Below are 17,547 nucleotides of genomic sequence, written 5' to 3'. Positions count from 1 at the left end.
CTCTCCAAAAGAATGTTTAATATAAATTAGTTCGCTGCAACCCATTCTGTCGATCATCAAAGACAAAACTGAAGTAGCATAATAGTATAAGACCGCTATAGAATGCCCGCTCTACTCTAATCAAGCAAGGTGCCAAATGTTCATACATGGGAAAGAGATACATCGTAGCTATGATGAATATGGCGCAATACGCGTCATAGATGATGGCAACAAACGCTACCTTGCATTTGGTGATACCGATGAACAAAGTTGCTGGCTTAAAAGTGAACCTTTAGTGCCCCAACATGAATATGCGCGGGCGATGTTAATTGCACTGCTAATGACCGAGCCAAAACGTTGTATCACTTTGGGATTAGGTGCAGGTGCATTGAATAATTGCTTGCACCACCATTACCCAGAACTAAAACAACAGGTGATAGAACTCCGAGCTGATGTAATCCACACCGCCTATAAATACTTTCAATTACCCAGAAGTAAGCGTTTAGAACTTATTAATATGGATGCTTACGACTTTTTGCATGATGAGCACAAACGCAAAGTTGATATAATCTTTAGCGATATATACAGCGAAGAAGGCTTAGATGCTAAACAACTCTCTCCAGAATATTTAACTGCTGCCCACTCGTTACTAAAAGAGGACGGTTGGCTGGTGCTTAATTGCTGGAAAGAGCATCAATCCGGTGACTGCCTTGATATATTAAGAGGGCTCTTTACCGATATCAGAGGCTGCACCACCAGCTGTGGGAACTGGATCATTTTCGCTGGTAAATTGGAGTGTTCACTCACCAGTAAGGAGCTAAAGCATCAGGCGAAAGCACTTAACTTAAAACTAGGTTTCTCTTTATCTTCCTCATTAAGCCGGCTCAAACAGTATTAAATAGAAACAAGTCGGCTAGCCTTATGCCAAAACAGATCACCCTACAGCAAGTAACTCCCGTATCTGTTTTGCCATAAGTTTTACCGCCTGCGTCACTGATTCATCTGGTTTTTTAGCAAAACTTAAACGCATACAATTTCTATATTTACCTGAAGCAGAAAAAATCACCCCAGGTGCAATACTAATGTTATGTTCTTCTAAGCATTTATTGAGCTTAATAGTATCGACCTCAATAGGTAACTCAACCCACAGCAAATAACCACCTTCTGGATAACTAATACGCGTCCCTTCAGGGAAATTTATTTTAACAAGATCAATCATCAAATCACGGGCCTGTTGATACTGAGCGCGCATAATTCTCATATGACGCTCATAGCCTCCCTGCGCAATAAACTCTGCCACAGCGGCCTGCTGGATCGGTGGATTACTCACGGTTGATACAAACTTTTTATGCAGCACTCTTTCAGTACATTGCCCAGGGGCTACCCAACCTAAACGTAGTCCGTAAGCCAATGTTTTTGAAAATGATGAGCATAAAAGTACACGCCCCTCTTCATCAAAAGATTTAATTGTGCGTGGTCGCGGTGATTTGTAAAACAAGTCACCATAAATATCATCTTCGATAATAGGTAGGTCAAACTGCTGCGCTAATCGCAATAAGGCCTTTCGCCGATCTTCCGGCATTGTATAGCCTAGTGGGTTATTGCAGGTAGGCGTTACCTGAATTGCTTTGATCGGCCATTGATCTAACGCCAGCTCCAGCGCTTCTAAACTAATACCCGTTTCAGGATGAGTAGGTATTTCTAACGCCTTTAAACCCAACGCTTTAATCGCTTGCGTAGAACCATAAAAACTAGGTGAATCTGTTGCCACTACATCACCAGGATTCGTGGTTGCTCGCAAACTACAAACCAATGCTTCCTGACAACCCGTTGTGATAATAATCTCATCGGGATGTAACTGGCACCCTGAATCTAAAGTAAGGCGGGCGATCTGTTTCCTTAGCTTTTCAGAGCCCCGTAGATCACAATAGTTTATAAAAGCATCTCCCCCCTGCTTTGCAGAATCCACCAATGCCTTTTTTAATAGCTTAAGCGTCGGTGAACTGACATCAGGCATCGCGGTTCCCAATGCGAGATGTCCATTTCCCTTCTCTGTATTTAACAGATGATAAACCTGCTCCCAATGAGAGACCTCTAGTGGTCTTTGTGCTGGACGGCTAATTTCTGGCAGTGTCGGCGCAACTGAACGACCTTGTACGTAATAACCTGATTTAGGTTTAACCTCAACAAGACCTCGTTCTTCTAAACGTTGATAAGCTTCTTGAACCGTTGAGATGCTAACGCCACGCTCTTTACTCAAAATACGTATAGAAGGCATTTTGCTACCCGCGGGATAATACCCTTGCTCAATACGCAAACTTAATTCTTCCAACAACTGCTCATACAGTTTCACCGCTAAACACCATTACACTTCAATTAAGTGGTACAGATATTGATTTATAATACATTACAGTTAAAAAAAAACAAATCTGTATACGAATAATTAGATAATTCTAAATCTGTAACCAAAAATCAATCTAATTTATTCTAACAATCTAAATTAATTACAGATCTGTAATGATAAAGATAGCAAATAGATATACGGAGGCGGGTCATGCTTAATTTCAAAAAAGGAGTTGTACTAATACTAGGAAGCTATCTATTAAATGGTTGTGACAGCAACTACCACTTATTTGACGGGTTATCAGGCTATAAGTTTTCACCCCTCACCTCGACTAGTTTTTCCGTCCAATACTATGGTAATGAAAAAAGCAGCTTAAAAGATGTAACAGCCATGTGGCATCACAAGGCTCGCGAATTATGTAAAGGTGGGGCTTATACCCATAAGCTACTTCCACCAACACAGCAAGACAGTTCAAATAAAAGCTTAGATAGTAGTTTTCTTCCAAAAGATGATAATTACTATTTACTGGAAGGCACAATAAACTGCTTAGCACCAAACCATACTAAAGATCAGAATCGTTTACTTAGCGAACACCTTCCCGCCAATCAACTTGTAGGCGGGCGTACCACGAATTAATGCTTCACGAGCAAACAGCCTATTACAGCTAGGGCATACACAAGGGGTAGTTGTATAATCTTCATTAATCCGTTCTTTGAAGCATTTTACCAACGCCCCTTTTCCTCCCTTTCGGTAATTAAAAAGACGCGTTCGACACTGACTGCAATACACATTAACCGTTGTTGATGGACCCTTTTTATTTGGTTTTGCCATAATATAAACAGCGTCCTTATTTAATAATACAAATAAAAAAGCGAACAGAATTGTTCGCTTTTAGCACTACAAAAATAAGATTAGACTTTAAATTGATTAACCAAAGTGCTTAAACGTACCTCTAACTGGGATACCTCACTTGTCGTCTCTGACAATTGATCAGCAGTACTACTAGCCCTCTCAGAAATATCAGCAATATGCTGGATACTGCGCCCCAACTCGTCGGCAACAGCCGTTTGTTCCTCTGCCGCAGTCGCAATCTGTGTACTCATTGCACTAATTTGGCTAACCGATGCCGTGATACTCTCCAACTGAGATCCCGTATTAGTCGCTTTCACTACCGTTTGATCTGTTTGTATGCGACTCTTTTCCATCTCTTGTACCGCTTGTCGTGCACCAGACTGCAGTTTCTCGATCATGGACTGTATCTCATCAGTACTCTGCTACGTACGGTTTGCCAATGTACGTACTTCATCGGCCACCACAGAGAAGCCTCCCCCTTGGTCTCCCGCTCGTGCAGCCTCAATAGCCGCATTCAATGCTAATAAGTTTGTTTGATCCGCAATATCTTTAATTACATTAACAACAGTGCCTATATGTTCAGCATCACAATCCAACTGGGTGATAACATCTGAAGCGGCATTGACTCCCCCTTGCAATAACTGGATAGACACTACCGTTTCATTCACTACCTTTTGCCCACCTTGGGCAAACTCATCAGCTTCTTGAACTGAGTGTGATGTATTAGTGGCATTCATAGATACCTCCTGAACAGCGGCAGCCATCTCATGAATAGCCGCGGCTACTTGCTCTGTTTCTTGGCGTTGTTCATTCACCTCAGTCCGCGTCTCATCTACAACACTGATCATGCAATGGGAAGTACGAGAAAGCTCCTCAACAACACTTTTAACTTCACTCACTAAGAGTTGGATTTTGGCCGCAAACGCATTAAAACCATAAGCGACATCTCCAACCTCTCCTTTAACCGATGTATCCAGGCGTTTGCTTAGATCACCTTCTCCTTCACCTATACCTTTTAATGCTTCCGCTGCTGCAGCAAGGGGGTTAGCAATATTATTCGCAAACATAATAGACATCACACCGAAAACCACCACTAAACCCGCGCCCACTAACAGAAACACCATCATTATATGGTTAATATCCTCTTCTAAAGTTTGCTGCGCGACTGCTATTTGATCGTCGATATCATCAACATAGAAGCCCGTACCTATCATCCACTGCCACTTATCAAGGCCCTTGGCATAACTCAGCTTTGGCATATCCGCTTTTTTAGATGGTTTCGCCCAAACATATTCAACAAAGCCACCGCCTTTTTTGGCCTGTTCAATCAGATCCTTAACAATAAAAACACCATTTTTATCTTTAAGACCCATTAACTTTTTGCCTTTCAATTCAGGCTTAGGACGGATTGCTAAATTAGTCCCATCATATTTATAAACAAACACATAGCCATCATTTTTTTCACCATAAGCCAATTTAGTAATGATATCTAAAGCTTGATCTTCAGCTGTTTGATCATCAGCAGAAGACTGATCATAAATGTGCTTTATTGACGATAGAGCAAGATCGACATAGCCCTCTAAGGCATCTTTTTTATCCGCCAACAGCTGCGAACGAAATACCTCAATTTGATGTTCACCAAACTCCCTTAACTGTATATTGGCCACAAACATTACAATACTTAATACCGTAAGAAGAGGCACCAGCGTTAACAGAAGTATTTTCTGTTTAACGTCACATTTACCATGATTTGAATTACTCCACCGTTCGCACTACGCACAAGAGACAATGGCCAAAATAAGCCATTAACCTCAAAATATACCCAGATTTTATAGTTTTAATTGTTAAAAAGGCCTGTTCTTAAGCGTCATCAATCCTATCCCCAACAGATATCCATATTCACACTCTCGTTCATAAAAGTATAGATCAGATAAAACTGACCGACGCTGAGCTTTCTTGATACAAGTAGCCTCGCCTCCTTTTAAAGTAGGCGCCTCCTGTACTTAAATGATATTCTTTTTATAGACTTGCACAACTAGAACCACAAACAGCACTGAAAATTTCCCTACCCAGGGCAAAGAATAAACGGTAGATTTAGCGTCTATACGTATAAATAAAAACTAATGGACCTCTTATGTTTAAAAAGATTTTGCTAACCATCATTTTACCTATCTTATTTATCTCACCTGCATTCGCCGAAGGTGACAATCCTAAGGTTATTATGCAAACCAATTTAGGTAATATAACCATTGAGTTATTTCCTAATGAGTCTCCTGAAACAGTCGAAAATTTCCTAAACTATGTGGATAGTGGATATTACGAAGGCACGATTTTTCATCGCGTCATCGCAGGATTTATGATTCAAGGTGGCGGCTTTACACAAGAGATGGAAAAGAAAGAAACTCAAGAAGCAGTCAAGAATGAGTCTAAAAATGGCTTAAGTAATACACTAGGCACGATCGCTATGGCGCGTACAAACTACCCCCATAGCGCAACTTCCCAGTTTTTTATAAACACAGTCAACAACAGAAATTTAGATGCAAGAGGTAACCGCTTTGGCTATACCGTTTTTGGTAAAGTAACCGATGGCATGGACTTAGCGATTCAAATAAGTCGTGCACCTAGAACAGAAAAAAGCGGTCATAGGGACGTACCAAAGTCCCCTATTATAATAGAAAAAATTAGCCGCATCGGCGAATAAACAAACTCTGTATTGAGTCTTACTAAGATCTTATGCTCTCGCTTATTCTGGTAACAGATTTTTTTATAGTAAGACTCAATCCCCTTTAGCTATCTAAATTTAACCATCTATTTTAAGCCACCTAAGTCGATTGGCATTACTAACAACGGTAATGGACGACATCGCCATCGCAGCTCCAGCAATCGCCGGATTTAATAACACTCCGATAAAAGGAAATAGCACGCCTGCAGCGATAGGAATCGCTACCGCATTGTAAACAAACGCACCAAACAAATTCTGTTTGATATTTTTCACCGTGGCTTTAGAGATTGACATCGCTTTAGAGACACTCGATATAGACCCTGAAATCAACGTTACATCCGCGCTCGCAATTGCTATATCAGACCCAGTACCAATCGCATAGCCCAAATCAGCTTGAGCTAATGCAGGTGCATCATTAACACCATCTCCAACCATAGCCACAACCTCTCCTTGTGCTTGAAGGTCTTTAATAACCTCCTGCTTTTGTTCAGGTTTAACATCTGCAATCACTCGCTTGATTCCCACTTCGAGAGCAATAGCTTCTGCCGTAAGCTGGTTATCCCCTGATAATAGAATGATATTCAGCCCTGCTTTTTTTAACTTTTCGATAGCCGGTTCAGAATCACTTTTAACCTGATCAGCAATAGCCAATAAAGCGATCAACTCCTTATCACAAGCAACATATACTAAGGATTTCGCTTCTGATGCCCATTGCTTAGCTTTAGGTAAAACCTCCTCACAACGAACACCCTGTTCAGCCATAAGAGCAGCATTACCCATAACCCAATGCTTATCCGCTACACAAGCAGAAAGCCCTAAGCCAGAGAGGCTTTCAAACGATTCAACACTGAGGTTTTCACCACTATGATCTAACGTCATCTGCATATGAGTGCATATGGCTGCTGCAAGAGGATGTTCAGAGCGAGACTGTATCGCTAAAATTGCTTGACGGACTTGGCTAATGTTTCGACTATCACAAATATACTGTTGATCAGTAACTACAGGCTTACCTTCTGTCACTGTACCTGTTTTATCAAATACGACCGTTGTTACTCGTTCAGCCAATTGCAACGCATCTGCATTTCGAATCAAAACCCCTTCACTTGCTGCCCGTCCTACTGCCACCATGACCGACATAGGTGTTGCTAATCCCAAAGCGCAAGGGCAAGCAATAATCAAAACAGTCATCATCGTAATGACTGCGTAGGTTAATTGAGGCTCAGGCCCCCAAAAGAACCAAATACAGGCGGTCAACACTGCAAACAACATCACAGAAGGCACAAAGAAAGAGGCAATCTTATCGGCCAGTTTACCTAGCTCTGGCTTACAGTTTTGCGCATCCCTGACCGATTCAATAATTTGAGCCAATACGGTTTGGGAGCCAACCTTCTCCACCTTCATTAGTAAACTACCAGAACCATTGAGCGTTCCGCCCACCAGCGGCTCTCCCTCAAGCTTATGCACCGGTTCAGATTCCCCCGTCAGCATCGACTCATCTATATAACTTTCACCTGACACTACTACGCCATCAACAGGAATGCTTTCACCGGGACGCACTCGCACTAGATCTTGTAGCGAGAGTAATTCAATGGCGACCTCCTGTTCATCATCACCGCGTATCCGTAATGCAGTACTCGGTTGAAGCTGCATTAAACTACGCACAGCATCACCGGTTTTCTTTCTCGCTTTTGCTTCGAGTGCTTGCCCTAATAAGATAAAACCCAAAATCATAACTGAAGCTTCGTAATAGAGATGGGTCGCAGGTTCAGGAAGAACAACGCCAAATAGGGAGACTAAAACAATCCCTGTGGAATAAAACCAAGCGGCACCTGTTCCAAGTGCAATTAAACTATCCATATTGAAATTTAACTTAAGTGCAGACCGCCAAGCACCTTTATAAATATGGCTTGCACAGGCAAACATGATCACAAGTGATAATAAGCAGGTGATAACACCCAACAAAATCCCACTGGTTTGATTAATAGGTGGCACCCAGCCAAGCCACATCTGAACCATTAACAAAGCCCCAAAACCTAAAGCAACAAGGCTACGTATCAACGTTGTTCGGTAATGCTGCTGCTCAGCTAGCTGAACTTTCTCTAAACTATCCGAGTCCGTTATCTCTATCGCACCATAACCAATTTCCTCTACCGTGCTGATGATCTGCTCAACAGGTTCCATAGAAGAGACCGTTAAACTACGATCCGCAAAATTCACCGAAAAGTCATCGATCGCTCTGCTCGCAGTTAAACCCTTTTCCAAAGAACGGACGCAGCCAGCACACTTAACACCTTGTAACGAGAAGCGGTATATCATGATGGTATCCAATAAATAGAAACTAAATAGAAGTACTAACCACTCAGCACTAAGTGGTTAGTTTGTATTAAAGGACAAGACTAGGTAGGGATATTATTTATATTAACGTCTTTTTTCTAAAGCAACATAACTACCCGTCAAACGCATAGCGATCTTATCATCCTGCTTAATGTCGATAATAAGATCCATTCTAGCGCGCCCTTTTTCTAACATTTTCCGATAAAACAGGCTAACAGCCCCCTCATCAGGCAAAGAGGTAATCGCTGTAAAATCTGCGGTAATTGGCAGAAAGTACTCTATATGACTATCGCGGATGACAACATCATCATCCCGCCCCTGAGACTTGAGGTAAAGAGTAACGATGCTCCAACCACACAAGGTTGCCACCGTTGCTAAAGACCCGCCAAAACCAGTGCCTTTATCATTCACATTAGGCGCAAGAGAGGCTTTCATTTCTAGCCTTGATCCATCCCATTTGAGAGGAAAAAGTCCCAAATGATTAATCAATGGAATTTGGCCCCTCAACTTAATAAGGAACTCTTCTGCTATTTGATTATAATCTGTCAAAAATGGCTGCCTTTCACTTTACCCATGCCAATCAGTGGCATAAAGTTCCTGATCATGCTGAGGTGGGTTGCGTAATTTTTTAGCCGTACCTAAATAGATGTAACCAATAATGGTTTCTTCTTCCTTAACACCTAAACCTGATTTAACAAGCGGATGATAAGCCATCTCACCGGTACGCCACATTGCCCCGATACCTTGAGCATGGGCCGCTAAGATAATATTTTGTGCTGCACATCCTGCCGAAACCTCTTGTTCAAGCTGAGGCACTTTAGGGTGATCAGATACCGCCGCTATGACGACAATCAAAGTAGGTGCGCGCAATGGCATCTTGCGTGTTTTCTCTTGACGCTCTTGAGCTAACTCAGAGTTATCAGCTAACGCCGCTTGTAAAAATAATTCACCCAAACGCTCACGGGAAGGCCCTGTGACTGTTAAAAAACGCCAAGGTCTAATCGCGCCATGATCCGGTGCTCTAAGCGCCGCTTGGTAGATATTATCGAGCTGCGCTTTAGTTGGCCCAGGTTCAGCCAAGGCGGGACAAGATACACGGTTATGTAAGAGTTCTAATGCATCCATAAACAGCTCCAGTTATTGTCGACTTAAACGTAGATTATCGATATCTTCCATTTCACTACTTCTGAATGGGTTTATATCCAATCCACCACGGCGCACATAACGAGCATAAACGTTTAAACTATCTGGTTTACAACGTTCCCAGATATGCATAAAGATATTTTCTACACACTGCTCATGGAAATCACCATGTTCACGATAAGAAATTATATATTTTAGTAAACCTTCTCGATCAATCTCCTTACCAGAGTAGCTTATACCTAAAGTTGCCCAATCTGGCTGCCCTGTTACAGGACAGTTAGATTTTAAGAGGTGGCTATATAGAACCTCTTCAACCTGATCTTCACAGGTAAATAGAAGGTCTGGATCTGGTGTGTATTGTGTAATCTCAACATCTTGGTTATCAATACAGAAGCCGGTGAATTGGCCAAACTCTGGCGCCTGATCCGGATGATAGATCCTTACATTAACTCGCCCTCCCGCCGCTTCAGAAAGATCTTTAATCAATAAGGCCTCAACCTCTTTCTGCGATTCAAACTTACTCAAATTCAGTGAGTTTAAATAAAGCTTAAAGGATTTAGACTCAATGATATTTTTACTATCAGCAAACACGCGAAATTCAGCAAGACGAACCTCCGGCTTTCCTCGCTGATTTATCCAAGAAAGCTCATAAGCGTTCCAAATATCGACCCCTTTGAAGGGTAGCGTAGTACGATCAACACCCTGCTCTTTCCAATTTAAGTCACGCGCTATTGGATATAATATCGAGGGATCGTAACTATTAATATACTCAGTATCCTGGCCTAACGGCGAGTTTTTTACATCATCATTTGTGTTCATTAACTACGAATTCCTTTGCCATTTTGAAGCAGATAAAGTGCATAAGAGAAGAGCCCACCAATAAACAGCAAGATCATCATAAAAGCGAACCCAACATTTATATCACTCACCCCCAAAATACCGTAACGGAAGGTATTCACCATATAAAGAATAGGATTCAGCTGAGATACGCCCTGCCAAAATTCAGGTAATAACTGAATTGAATAAAAGACACCGCCTAAATAAGTAAGTGGCGTCAAAACAAAGGTAGGAATAATACTGATATCATCAAACGAGTTAGCAAATACCGCATTAATAAACCCGCCCAAAGCAAACAAAACCGCGGTCAGGAAAACGATTGTGATAGTTACTAATAGATTTTGTACCTGCAGCTCCGTAAAAAATAGGGACAGCAAGGTTACTATTAAACCCACACCTAAGCCTCGTACTACGCCACCGAGGACAAAACCACTTAAAATAATCCAGTTTGGTACAGGCGATACGAGTAATTCCTCAATACTACGTTGGAACTTAGTACTATAAAATGAGGAGACCACATTACTGTATGAGTTTGTAATAACGGACATCATAATTAAACCTGGAACAATATATTCCATATAATTAAAACCGCCCATCTCTCCTATACGACTACCAATTAAATTACCGAAAATAATAAAATACAGCGTCATAGTGATTGCAGGCGGAAGTAAAGTTTGCGGCCAAATACGGGTAAAACGACGTACTTCACGGCGAAAAATAGTCCAAAAGGCGATAAAAAGATCGTGGGCGTTCATGCTTTATCCTGATTAAGATTTTTATCCACAAGCGATACAAATAACTCTTCCAACCTATTTGATTTATTGCGCATACTTCGCACTGACAGATTGTGAGCTTGTAAACGTTCAAACAAACTGTTTAAACCCTGCTCCTTCTCAACGTCTACTTCCAAAACATTATCTGCAATCAAACGAACAACGTACCCATCTAATTGCGGCGCTTCAGATAAACTAGTATCGATATCCAAAATAAACGTTTCTGTCGTGAGCTGTTGTAGTAAGGATCGCATACTAGTATTTTTAATAATCTGGCCTTTATCGATAATAGCGATATTTCGACATAAGCTTTCTGCTTCTTCCAGATAATGTGTCGTTAAAATAATCGTAGTACCCGACGTATTTAGCTCACGCAGAAACTCCCACATCGAGCGACGCAACTCAATATCAACACCTGCCGTTGGCTCATCCAAAATCAGTAATTTTGGATCATGCATTAACGCACGCGCGATCATCAAGCGACGCTTCATTCCTCCTGACAACATACGAGCTGCGCCATTGCGCTTTTCCCATAGACCTAACTTTTTAAGATAGTAATCAGCGCGCTCTGAAGCTACGGATCGCTTAATCCCATAATATCCAGCCTGCGTCACTAGGATGTCTTTGACATTTTCAAACATATTGAAATTAAATTCTTGTGGAACAACACCTAAGTTAAGCTTTGCTCCCGTCAGATTGTCATCAATATCAATACCAAAAATAGAGACCTTGCCGGACGTTTTATTAACTAATGAGGAGACAATACCTAAGGTCGTGGACTTACCTGCCCCGTTAGGTCCAAGTAGTGCAAAGAAATCGCCCTCAGCCACATCAAAAGAGATCTCTTTTAACGCTTCAAAACCATTGCCGTAAACTTTATGTAACTTTTCAACTGTTAACGCTAATGTCATCTAGCTATCCCGACTTAAAATAAGGGGGTGTACGTGAATTTTTTAAAGAGTATATGTTCTACTGTTTACACCAAACAGACGCAGCTCCGCCATATAATCCATAAGCTATGTATACAAACAACGGCCGTACATTGTAAGTAACTCAAATTTGCTTTCAATGGATTATTTATTCAGATCAAACTAGCAGGCTTAAGTTCCACCTTATAAAATAGCTTCACCATGATATCGGAGCCCGAAATGACATCTTACCAAATTCATCACCTTAATTTCCTGAAAATTGCATATAACAATTTGATAAAGTGCGAGCCCTTTACGCATGATGAGATCACACAAGAAGACGAAGCCTTTATTCTTAGCCTCAAACAACTTATTGAAGACTTTGAAGCAGGTAACGAAAACATCTATATAACTGGAGAACAAATTCTAGAACGTGCGTTTAGAATGTACCCAGCCCTCGCCCACTTAATCGCTAGGGATCTACTCTGGTTTTTTGGAGGTAGTTGTCTACATAACATGGCCGACGACGAGATAGATAAATTCCAACAGCTAGATGAACTGCGATTCAGCGCAGAAGAAAATAATGAAGAGTTTGATTACCTAAACAAACGTGCAAGTATATTTAGTCAGAACTAGTGTAGAAGCATACACTCCCTATTCTCTTATTCAAATGTTATATCCACTGCTTGGTTAGCGACAAAACCTACAAGCTCTGCGCCCGGCAGTGGTCGACTAAAATAATAACCTTGGATTAAATGACAACCGTGCAATCTAAGGTAAGCAAGTTGCTCACTTGTTTCCACCCCTTCGGCAAGTACTTTTAAACCTAAACTTTTTGCCAATACAATAATTGCTTTCACAATCGCTTCACCTTCTGGATCAATCCCTATATCACGCACAAAGCTTTGATCAATCTTTAAGGTATTGAGTGGTAATTTTTTCAAATAACTAAGAGAAGAATAGCCTGTACCAAAATCATCCATAGAGAGCGAGATACCCATCTCTCTGATTTTTTGCAGCTTAGGAATCGTGATTTCAGGCTGACGTAATAAAAAATTCTCGGTCACCTCCAAATCAACTAGTTTAGGGTCTATGCCTGTCTCATGTATTACTTGTTGCACAGTCGACAATAAACTTTCATGCATAATCTGCTGACCAGCAACATTAACCCCCATACAAATATGTATACCTTCATCATGTAAGATCTTCCCTTGCTTACAAGCCTCGCGTAACACCCATTCGCCAATAGGTACAATCAATCCTTGCTCTTCAGCTAAAGGAATAAATTTGGCGGGAGAGATCATACCAAGCTCTTTATGCTGCCAACGAAGAAGCGCCTCCGCTCCCATCACGCTACCTGAACTCGTATCTATTTGAGGTTGAAAATAAACCTTAAGCTCATCACGCTCTAATGCTCGTCGCAGATCATTAATTAAAGAAAAGCGTTCATAACGCTCACTACCGCGCTCATCATGATAAAAACGTAGCTGATTTTTACCTCGCTCTTTCGCATCAAACATGGCCACGTCTGCATATTGCACAAGCGTAGTTACATCGACAGCATGTTCAGGATAGATCGCAATACCAATACTCAAGGTACTAAATATTTCGTAACCATCAATGATAAAGGGCTCTCTAAATGCTGTTAAAATATGCGCAGCAGCATCCTCAAGCTCTTGAACTGAGGAACACGCTTCCAACAGAACAGTAAACTCATCTCCACCTAAACGGGCTAAAATGTCACTAGTACTAATGACATTTTGAATACGCTCTGCCGCTTGCTTTAACAGCTCATCCCCCACCGGATGACCTAGGGAATCATTTACATCTTTAAAGGAATCTAAATCACAAAAAAGTACAGCGATAATATCCTCACCACCCAAATGCCGAGCAAGCGCTTGCTCTACCAGATTATTAAACATCAATCTATTAGGTAAGGCGGTGAGCGAATCATGATTTGCAATCCACTCAAGGCTTTTTTCAGCATGCTGGCGTTCTGTAACATCCATACCTATAGATAAAACCTGTGCATTTGAATCTGGGATATTTAATGCAGAATGCAACCATGAAATCTGTAATACCTGGCCACTTTGAGCTCGAATCCCAGCTAAAATCTGTATCTTATTTTCTTGCTTATTTAACAAACGTTCCATTAACGCTTGATGCTCTTTCACATCTTGCTGATCATGCTCCAGATCAAAAAAACTAAGTGATGTCACTTCCTCATTGTTAAGCCCAAGTATGCCTAAACCAAAACGGTTAATTGTCTCTATATTACCCTCATCATCTAAGGTCATAATAATTGCTTCAGCAGTATTCAAAAGACTAGTAACAAAATCACGCTCAGCCTCAAGCTGGACTGATCGCTCAGTTAGGTTTTCCGCTCGCTCAAGTAAAGACGTTTCTAAATACTCAAGCTGTTGTGAAACCTCTAAGGTACTATTTTGCAAGAGATCTAACTCATCCTCAAAAATATTACTGCGTTTGATTGTATGTATACCTAAACGAATATCTTCATAGGAACTTTTTGCGAGAAGCGGTAGAAGCGACGATACTTTAGCGAGTGCACTCAAAGGTGAGCGCAAAACAGTCAATAAAAACAGAGCCGCCACTAAAAGTCCTGAGCCAGAAACCAATAAGCTCTGTATTAGATCATCCCTCGCCGCTATATAAGTATTTGTATGGTCTTCTATAAGAATCCAATAAGCTTGACCAGGAATAGTTCCCTCAGGCGCCTTTAAAAGAATTTGGTAATGACGATTATTGGCATCAACTTCATACACCCCACCTTCGGCAGAGATATGCTGCTCGCTTACTAATGTATTTAACAACATTTCATTTTCAGACTTTTGAGTTAAATACTTAAGCTCCAACATTTGTAACCGAGCATCATCAACACTTTCAGCCGGCTGCAAGGCAAGACCAATATCTCGTCCTGTTTGATGGTTAAATTCAAGAATGATATCGCGCATCTCACGCCCAACGACGACTACACCAACTTGGCTATTCTCCAAAGTAACGGGCATAGCAATAAAACGTAAGCATTGTTCGGCGCAATGAAAAAACTTAACGGGCGATTCAATCTCTTGAACTTGAGTGATAACAGATACAGGAAAGTCGACAAAAATACCGTCTTTAACAACAAGTTTGCCTGCACTATCATAAAAATAGATAGCATCCATTGATCCACTCATAACTAGATCTGGAAAGAGGGTTCCGATAACCTCCGTATATGCTTCCGATCTTATGTTTCCCTCATACTGTTTATTAACAACGAGGGGGATGATTTCTGCTAAATTGAGCAGTCGATCATAAGAGGTAGCGACCAGCCCTTCTAGCACATCCACATCGCGTTTTATAAATTCAAGACGCTGTTGCTCACTTTTCTTTTCTAAGCTTAAATAGGAGTAATAGCCATAAATAAGATGCACCATAGTCAATGCAAAAACTAAGTATATAAATACCTTCCAGCGCAAGCTAAAAAAAGAGCGACTACTCGCATGCACATCCGTCATCTTTATTAAAACCTATAGGTTGCTTGGAGAAGAAACAGATCCCAATTCTCTTTTTTCTTGGTTTGATCGGGATTATCTTGTGTTGCTAACCAACCCGTCCCTTCTACTTTGTGCCATTCGGCACGGAACAGCCAATGAGAGGAAGGCTCCCAACCAACCCCAAGCGTCCAATCGAAAGCATATTGATTATAGGCAGGCACTCCCAATAGCGCTTCCGTCTTTTTACCATCTTTATCGTCCTTATCTATATAAAATACATCTCGTCGAGCAAACATAGACAACTCAGACGTAAACCTATGCTCTAACTGTAGATAAAAAGATTCACTGGCCGTTTCAGGCTTAAGCGAAAATACGCCTCCTAAACTACCCCAATCAACATCTTGCCGAAAATACTCCCCCGTCACACTCCACTTATCCCAATTGTATTGTAATGACAAAACAATAACGCCAAGATCGAGACGACCATCACCAGGCGCCCCAGGAGCCGGAGTCGAGGGGTGATCAAAATCCAACTTGAAATTCCCATAAGTAAAAGCGCCGATAAAACTATAGTCATTCAAACTATACTCTGTACGCCAAAGGTAGCCTCGAGTTTGATCAAATGAACCGGGCCAATCATCATTCAAATACGCATATTCCACATTTTTATCTTTGCGCGGGGCGCCAGCTAACAACTCCGATTTAATACGCCCACCGCTCAACATTTTCGTTCCATAAAGTATCAAGCCATCAGAAGATAGCTCTAGATTTCGGGCTCGGTCAAAATAGAGCGATTGAGGCAGCATAATTGAAGGCCGTGTAAACGCTACATCACGCGTCGTATTATAAAAACCAAATGGATTTTTTACCCGCCCTAGCTGTATACCTGCATGTCCCCATTGTTGTTCCAAAAAGCGATAATCCACTAAGGCATAATCAACACTTAATTTACCATCATCCACTTCCCCTGCCCGACGAGAAACCAACTGCCCAGAGACTAAAAACCGTTCACTTAAGCGCGTAGTTGAACTAATACCAAGCTCTCTAAAATCAAAACTTCCGCTCTCACTCTTACCATAGAAGTTATTATCGTCTGTTAACGCAAAGCCCTGAGTAACAAAACCATTAACTTCCCAGTCAATATCATCTGCCTCAACAGCACCTGCCCATAGCAGACTGAAAAGGAACACACTAAACCATCTATTTAACCTGTAAAGTCTTAGCATCACTGCTCCCCTCCTTATCCATGGATATATACCCTATCGCTCCTTTATTTTTAGATACTTTATCTAGCATCTCGTCAAAGGACTCTACAACCATTGGGGACTGTCCTGAGCCAGAAAAAACAGATCGATCCCAGATTTTCACTAACTGATAAGGGAAGAGCTTTAACTCTTTTTTAACAAACATTTGATGTTCTGCTTTATTGGGAGGAAGAATATAAACCCTAACTGACTGACCGTCAGGCCAAACACGAGTTTGCATCGAGAAAATAGAGAGGAGGTATTGTCGGCTAACGCTATCAAGTGAAACACTCGAATTGACGATCACCTCAGATAAACCCATCCGAGGAAGCGCTAACAATAATAAAAATAACAAAAGTCGGATCATACAATGAATACAACCACATCCTATGTGAAAGAACCTAGACTCGAAATAAAACAATATTTATTTCAAATAAATAAGGTACAACGCATAGTAGTCTAGTTCAAGAAAAGAGATTTTTCTTAAAACTGAGCAGAAATTCACTTTACTGGACGATACAACAAAGAAAAATAAGGAAATGGCGTCCCATAGGGGGTTCGAACCCCTGTTACCGCCGTGAAAGGGCGGTGTCCTAGACCTCTAGACGAATGGGACACAAAAAATTCAAATTCACTACTGAATTTGGAGCGGGAAACGAGGTTCGAACTCGCGACCCCAACCTTGGCAAGGTTGTGCTCTACCACTGAGCTATTCCCGCAAAACCTTCAAAGAGAATGGCGTCCCATAGGGGGTTCGAACCCCTGTTACCGCCGTGAAAGGGCGGTGTCCTAGACCTCTAGACGAATGGGACACAAAAAATTCAAATTCACTACTGAATTTGGAGCGGGAAACGAGGTTCGAACTCGCGACCCCAACCTTGGCAAGGTTGTGCTCTACCACTGAGCTATTCCCGCAA

Annotated in this window: 14 protein-coding genes, 4 tRNA genes and 1 pseudogene; 4 read left to right on the top strand and 15 right to left on the bottom strand. The window is 41.4% G+C overall.

All coding sequences use genetic code 11. The features are described 5' to 3' along the window. Positions 1 to 136 precede the first annotated feature (136 nt). Entirely contained in the window at positions 137 to 877 is a 741-nt protein-coding gene (locus A3774_RS03795; RefSeq protein WP_067863386.1) for a spermidine synthase, read from the top strand. Positions 878 to 913: 36 nt separating this feature from the next. Here the strand turns inward: A3774_RS03795 and A3774_RS03790 are convergent, their stop codons facing one another. Next, positions 914 to 2,332, bottom strand: coding sequence for an aminotransferase-like domain-containing protein (locus A3774_RS03790; protein ID WP_067863383.1), 1,419 nt, complete (start codon positions 2,330 to 2,332; stop codon positions 914 to 916). A 201-nt stretch (positions 2,333 to 2,533) separates the two neighbouring features. On the opposite strand from A3774_RS03790, the gene A3774_RS16730 reads away from it, so the two are divergent. Continuing rightward, positions 2,534 to 2,959 (top strand): hypothetical protein, encoded by a 426-nt coding sequence (locus tag A3774_RS16730; RefSeq protein ID WP_067863380.1) that lies wholly within the window; start codon positions 2,534 to 2,536, stop codon positions 2,957 to 2,959. A gap of 275 nt (positions 2,960 to 3,234) precedes the next feature. Here the strand turns inward: A3774_RS16730 and A3774_RS03780 are convergent. Next, positions 3,235 to 4,848: pseudogene (locus A3774_RS03780) on the bottom strand (methyl-accepting chemotaxis protein). A 461-nt stretch (positions 4,849 to 5,309) separates the two neighbouring features. On the opposite strand from A3774_RS03780, the gene A3774_RS03775 reads away from it, so the two are divergent. Next, on the top strand, positions 5,310 to 5,876 hold the full coding sequence (locus tag A3774_RS03775; protein WP_067863377.1) for a peptidylprolyl isomerase: 567 nt from the start codon (positions 5,310 to 5,312) through the stop codon (positions 5,874 to 5,876). A gap of 99 nt (positions 5,877 to 5,975) precedes the next feature. Here the strand turns inward: A3774_RS03775 and A3774_RS03770 are convergent, their stop codons facing one another. The 6 genes from A3774_RS03770 to A3774_RS03745 all read right to left on the bottom strand — a co-directional run bounded on the left by A3774_RS03770 (position 5,976) and on the right by A3774_RS03745 (position 11,895). Continuing rightward, positions 5,976 to 8,213 (bottom strand): heavy metal translocating P-type ATPase, encoded by a 2,238-nt coding sequence (locus A3774_RS03770; RefSeq protein ID WP_067863374.1) that lies wholly within the window; start codon positions 8,211 to 8,213, stop codon positions 5,976 to 5,978. Between the two features lie 102 nt (positions 8,214 to 8,315). Beyond that, entirely contained in the window at positions 8,316 to 8,780 is a 465-nt protein-coding gene (locus tag A3774_RS03765; protein WP_067863371.1) for a YiiD C-terminal domain-containing protein, read from the bottom strand. A gap of 18 nt (positions 8,781 to 8,798) precedes the next feature. Next, positions 8,799 to 9,356 carry a nitroreductase family protein gene (locus A3774_RS03760; RefSeq protein ID WP_067863368.1) on the bottom strand — a complete coding sequence of 186 codons (558 nt, stop codon included), beginning with the start codon at positions 9,354 to 9,356 and terminating at the stop codon, positions 8,799 to 8,801. Between the two features lie 12 nt (positions 9,357 to 9,368). Continuing rightward, the gene (queF, locus tag A3774_RS03755) at positions 9,369 to 10,193 is read right to left on the bottom strand and encodes an NADPH-dependent 7-cyano-7-deazaguanine reductase QueF (RefSeq protein ID WP_067863365.1); all 825 of its coding nucleotides are present in this window, start codon (positions 10,191 to 10,193) and stop codon (positions 9,369 to 9,371) included. Next, the gene (locus A3774_RS03750) at positions 10,193 to 10,966 is read right to left on the bottom strand and encodes an ABC transporter permease (RefSeq protein ID WP_067863362.1); all 774 of its coding nucleotides are present in this window, start codon (positions 10,964 to 10,966) and stop codon (positions 10,193 to 10,195) included. Before A3774_RS03750 ends, queF begins: the two co-directional genes overlap by 1 nt. Then, on the bottom strand, positions 10,963 to 11,895 hold the full coding sequence (locus A3774_RS03745) for an ABC transporter ATP-binding protein (protein ID WP_067863359.1): 933 nt from the start codon (positions 11,893 to 11,895) through the stop codon (positions 10,963 to 10,965). Before A3774_RS03745 ends, A3774_RS03750 begins: the two co-directional genes overlap by 4 nt. Before the next feature lie 237 nt (positions 11,896 to 12,132). Here A3774_RS03745 and A3774_RS03740 point away from each other — a divergent pair, with 237 nt between their 5' ends. Next, complete coding sequence (locus tag A3774_RS03740; protein WP_067864097.1) at positions 12,133 to 12,528, top strand: PA2817 family protein; 396 nt, start codon at positions 12,133 to 12,135, stop codon at positions 12,526 to 12,528. 26 nt (positions 12,529 to 12,554) lie between these two features. Here the strand turns inward: A3774_RS03740 and A3774_RS03735 are convergent, their stop codons facing one another. The 7 genes from A3774_RS03735 to A3774_RS03705 form a co-directional block, all read right to left on the bottom strand. Further along, complete coding sequence (locus A3774_RS03735) at positions 12,555 to 15,407, bottom strand: putative bifunctional diguanylate cyclase/phosphodiesterase (RefSeq protein WP_067863357.1); 2,853 nt, start codon at positions 15,405 to 15,407, stop codon at positions 12,555 to 12,557. Between the two features lie 5 nt (positions 15,408 to 15,412). Continuing rightward, on the bottom strand, positions 15,413 to 16,615 hold the full coding sequence (locus A3774_RS03730) for a TonB-dependent receptor (protein ID WP_156473649.1): 1,203 nt from the start codon (positions 16,613 to 16,615) through the stop codon (positions 15,413 to 15,415). After that, on the bottom strand, positions 16,587 to 16,952 hold the full coding sequence (locus tag A3774_RS03725; protein WP_156473648.1) for a type 2 periplasmic-binding domain-containing protein: 366 nt from the start codon (positions 16,950 to 16,952) through the stop codon (positions 16,587 to 16,589). The genes A3774_RS03730 and A3774_RS03725 overlap by 29 nt, the downstream gene beginning before the upstream one ends. Positions 16,953 to 17,170: 218 nt before the next feature. Next, a tRNA-Glu gene (locus tag A3774_RS03720) sits at positions 17,171 to 17,246 on the bottom strand. A gap of 28 nt (positions 17,247 to 17,274) precedes the next feature. Next, positions 17,275 to 17,349 (bottom strand) — tRNA-Gly (locus A3774_RS03715). Between the two features lie 17 nt (positions 17,350 to 17,366). After that, positions 17,367 to 17,442: transfer RNA gene (locus A3774_RS03710), tRNA-Glu, on the bottom strand. A 28-nt stretch (positions 17,443 to 17,470) separates the two neighbouring features. Next, a tRNA-Gly gene (locus A3774_RS03705) sits at positions 17,471 to 17,545 on the bottom strand. Positions 17,546 to 17,547: the final 2 nt, after the last annotated feature.

Origin of the sequence: Neptuniibacter marinus (genome assembly GCF_001597725.1) — a bacterium.
GTDB lineage: Bacteria > Pseudomonadota > Gammaproteobacteria > Pseudomonadales > Balneatricaceae > Neptuniibacter > Neptuniibacter marinus.
This window is presented reverse-complemented; position numbering and strand designations above follow the sequence as displayed.